The sequence below is a fragment of the Streptococcus sp. 3613 genome, assembly GCF_013277375.1.
Classification (GTDB): domain Bacteria; phylum Bacillota; class Bacilli; order Lactobacillales; family Streptococcaceae; genus Streptococcus; species Streptococcus pseudopneumoniae.
Map to the genome: position 1 here is coordinate 1 of NZ_VMMV01000125.1, position 4,498 is coordinate 4,498.

Consider the following 4,498-nt stretch of genomic DNA (forward strand, 5'->3'; position numbering starts at 1 on the left):
AAACAAAGAGGTTTTAGAGGCTTATTTACCATGGACTAAAGTTGTACAAGAAAAGTGCAAATAAGAAATCTCCAGATTAGGAACTATCCGTGAGTTCTCTAGTCTGGAGATTTTTCAATATACTTCGTTATTGGGCGGTTACAAAAGAAAGGACGAAATGTGTCCTTTCTCGAGCTTAGCTGACTTCAACCCACTACAGTTGACAAAGAGCCGAAATCTCCAGATTAGGAACTATCCGTGAGTTCCCTAGTCTGGAGATTTTTCAATATACTTCGCTATTGGACGGTTACGGTGCAACCAAGACACTTCCGAGTAACACCGAACCAACAATACATTTTATTTTCCGAATGGAAAATTTATCTTTTTTAATAATGACAATTCTAATTCTCTACATTCAATTTTTATTTCCTAATAGTAAACACTATTTTTTATTCTCAAAAATTGAACTTCTAAAATCATCGGTTTGGTCAAGATAGGCTTTAAAGATTGCTCTCTTCAACTTATGAACCGCACTGTCTGTTTCTGGATTATAGTTATACCAGCGATACGCATCTGCATCTTTTCTTACAGCTTCATTCATCAAAGTCTGTAATTCAGAAACTGAAGTGATTGTTTTTCTAGCAAAACTTTGCCATGATTGGGTTGGATCCTTAAAGGTAACTTTGTTCAATCTATCAAACTGTTCTTGTCGTTCTTGATACATAGCTTTCTTAAATTCCACCCAATTTTTATATTGGCCTTTAAATACCTTTTCCAAAACCAAGTCATCTGTAACCAAGCCTCTTGTTTTACCGTAGAGATTGATTGTCTTGCCCTTTTGTTTGGCTTCTTCTTCGTATTGGTTTGAGATATATGGTACCATACCATCTTTAAAGCCTTTAGCAGCTAGTAGTTCATAGGCTATACGACGTCCCATCAGGTCACCTGGTGTTCCTGTATCACTACTTAATGCTGCATAAATTGGCGCAAATAGTTTTATAGTAAAATAGCCATTTCTTTCGTATGTTTTTGACGCATATTCCCTAGACGAAAGAATATTATTATCAATCAAACTCTCAAAGCTTGTCAGTTTTTGGGCATCTTCTACTGTCAAATCTTTGACTACATTTGTTGCGTAAACACTATTTCCATCTGCTGAATCTTTTAGGTATTGATTCTCAATTTTTCTCAACGCAGCCATTTTTTCTATTGCAGATAATTGACTGATTATTGATTTTCCTTCAAGATATTCTAACATATAAATGACATCGAACATATTGTGGACGTAGTTCTGAAGATCTGTTGCGTCTTTAAATCTCGTGGTTGGATCAAGTACTTGTAATCGTTGTCCTTCTGTACTATCAGATTTTGAATGTTTCAAAATCGAGTTGATGGTGATGGTTGCGTCATTTGGATGGTCTGGCGCTTGTAATAAGCCTTTGGCGAAGAACTCTGGTCCCAAACCACTTCTTCGACCATATCCTCCAAGATAAATGTCCTGATCTGAATCATGAGTCATTTCATGCGTATAAGTAATGGCGCCGTCCTTGTCTAACATACGATAACCCATATAATAAACGGCATCACCTGTGGCGTAAGCACCGTGTTCATTATGACCGACTTTATTTCCAACAGGTCCAAAGAAATGTTTCATAGCAGGATTTGGATCATCAAAATTTGCTACTTTTTTAGCCTTTCCTTCAGTATTATCATTTCCAAATTTATAGGCATCATAAAGCAAGATATTTCGATAAAGCTTTTCACGCCCTTTTTCATCTAGAATACGATACCAATAATCATAGTGATCTCGTTGACGTTTGGCTGTCTCACGCGCGTTTTCTTCAACAAAGCTATTCAGATCACCACTTGCTTGATGTTCTTTATTACGGTAACGATCATAAGCACCAAATCCTAGACTAGAGATAGTTGAAATGACAAATACTGATTTTTCTGGCAAGGTAAGTAGAGGTAGTACCATGTTACGGTATTTCCAGCTGTCGCTAGTGATTCGATCATAGACACCGATAGAGTACTTGCTACCAGCTTTTTCCTGGTTAGCCCTCACTTCTGGAATATTAGATTTTTCTTCAACGATATAAGCCTTGGTCTGTGATTTAAACCAGTCATTGTTAGTTTGAGTAGGTGCAAATGCTTTACGATAGCCTTCTAAAGCACTAAACAGGTCTTTTGTACCGTAGTTATTCGTCAGCAAGGCATTGTAAGTAACCACATTATTTTTTGCCAAGAGATTGTTGTAGCCAGATTTACCTAGTTCAATAATCGTATCAAGAGGAGAGGTATTTCCCTTACCAAAGAAATCCATATGGAACATAAGCAAATCTTTTGCGCTAGCCTTATCAAATTTGAAATCATACCAGCGTTCTAGATAGGTTAATCCTAGCATCAAGGCTTCTTTGTTTCGCTTGATTTTATCAACAATGTAATTGTCAATAGCACTATTATTTCCAGAAACAGCAGCATCAGCTGAAAGCAATTTTTTAAGAGTCTCAGTCAAGTGATCTTTTGTCTTAGTGAATTGCTCATCTAGATAGAGTTCTGTTAATTTAATATTATCAGAGATTCCTAACAAATTCTTAAGAGCAGTTGGATTATACTGTACTGTATTTAAGTCGTTTTTAACTCTGTCTATTATAGATGTGTAATCTTTTAGGAAAGCATTTGGTGTGTATACTAGACCTGTACTTCCAATAGTATACTCAGCCAGATTTGCAAAGTCATTATGGTAGGTTATGTTTACTTTCTCAGATGTTCCATCGTTGTAATGTAGTAATAAATGGTTGATAGAATTCTTGTTTGAAGTGATATCTGAGACTACTTCCTCATTTTTCATAGGGACAACAGATAACAGTTCTTTCTTATACAGGTTATGATCAGTTGATAATTGATTTCCATATTTCACAATGGTGTCTCTATTATAGAAAGGTAATAATTTTTCTATATTTTTATATGCAACTTTTCTTGTCTCCTGATAATGAGCTGCCTTGGTATAATCTACATCCTGTTTAGCAGAATTTGTGAAATCTTCCACTGTGACAGTGTGTTTTTTAGTAATCTTCTCTTTCTTAGCTTGAACTGCTGTTTTTTCAATCTCAGTACCACGTTCTACAGTGGAATCAACTGACATCACCTCATCATCAACTTGTTGAACATTGACTACTTTGTTTTCTTTATTACTATAGACATTTGTTTCCTTTATATTATTGAAGTGGTAACCAGAAATCGCATTCCCATTTGTAATATTCATATCGCTGAGAACATTATTCAAGTGGCCGGTATTATCATCTGTTCCACCTTCTTGCGTCCATAGGGAACCTGCAACTCCACCAACTCTAGCGAATGGTTTAGCATTATTTATTTCACCTTCAGTATAACTATTTTTTACAGTTGCATTATTTTCTACGATACCTGCAATTCCACCAATGGTTTGGTTAGAATATTCTGCATTACTTGAAATGGTTACTGTTGAAATAGAATGGTCTACTACAGAATTAGATCCAGTTAATTGTCCTACTAAGCCACCAATTGCATACTGAGAGGTTGTAACAAAGGTATTTGTTATTCTTCCAGTGAAGCTACTATTTCTTACTGTAGAATTATCAACTTTTTGGACAAGTCCTCCGATACCTAGCTCACCAGCAATGATTCCATTTACGTGAACGTTATCTAAAGTTGAAGAATTTGTGGCTTCCTTAGCAACTGATGCGACATGATTCTTACCAGAAATATTGACATCTTTCAAGGTGAGATCCTGAATAGTAGCATTATTTAATGTATTAAATAACGGCTTTTTCAAATTATAGATAGCATAATGTTTACCTTGATGACTACCAATCAATTTCCCTGTAAAGTTATTTGTAACATAACTTTCTTGGTTTTCATTTAACTCAAACTCGCGAGCATTCATTGTTGCACCAAGTGTGAATGTTCCACTTGGTCTACTATTCATATCAGTTATTAATTTTTTAAATGATGTGTAGATAGGGCCATCGTTTTGAACAACTTTTGGAAGATAATAAGTAAAATTGTCTTGATATTGATTGTCTACAGATTGCTTCAAGTGTTCCAAGCTAGCTGTAATTTTATAGACTGCTTTACCGTCCTTTATAGTGTCCTCAATATTTGAAACTGGAAGTAGTACATCTTTAAATTTAGCTGATTTCACCTTAATGAAATAAGCAGATTTATTATCTGGTACTTTATCCAAGCTTGTATGCTGTTTTGACCGATCTCCTTCATAACTATAGAGCTCCACATCAGAAACACTTCTTAGTTCTATTGTTTTCTCTTGAACTTCTACTTTTTTATCAGGTTCTACTTCATTTTCTTGTTTAATTTCTTCGTTTCCATTTGAATTGGCTGTGTTTGATTCGGTTGAAACATCCTCAGTTGAATTTCCTTTTGGTTGTTCTGGTTCTGTTTGTCCGCTCTCTGTTGTTGCATTACCAGAATTTTCAGGTTTTGTTGAAGTTTCGTCTTTTGACTCATCTTTACTTGTTGC

At 35.3% G+C, this 4,498-nt stretch carries 1 protein-coding gene; it reads right to left on the reverse strand.

The window, feature by feature from the left end:
- Positions 1–421: 421 nt before the first annotated feature.
- The coding region (locus tag HT708_RS11185) for a ZmpA/ZmpB/ZmpC family metallo-endopeptidase (protein ID WP_240156228.1) at positions 422–4,498 on the reverse strand (4,077 nt) is incomplete at its 5' end.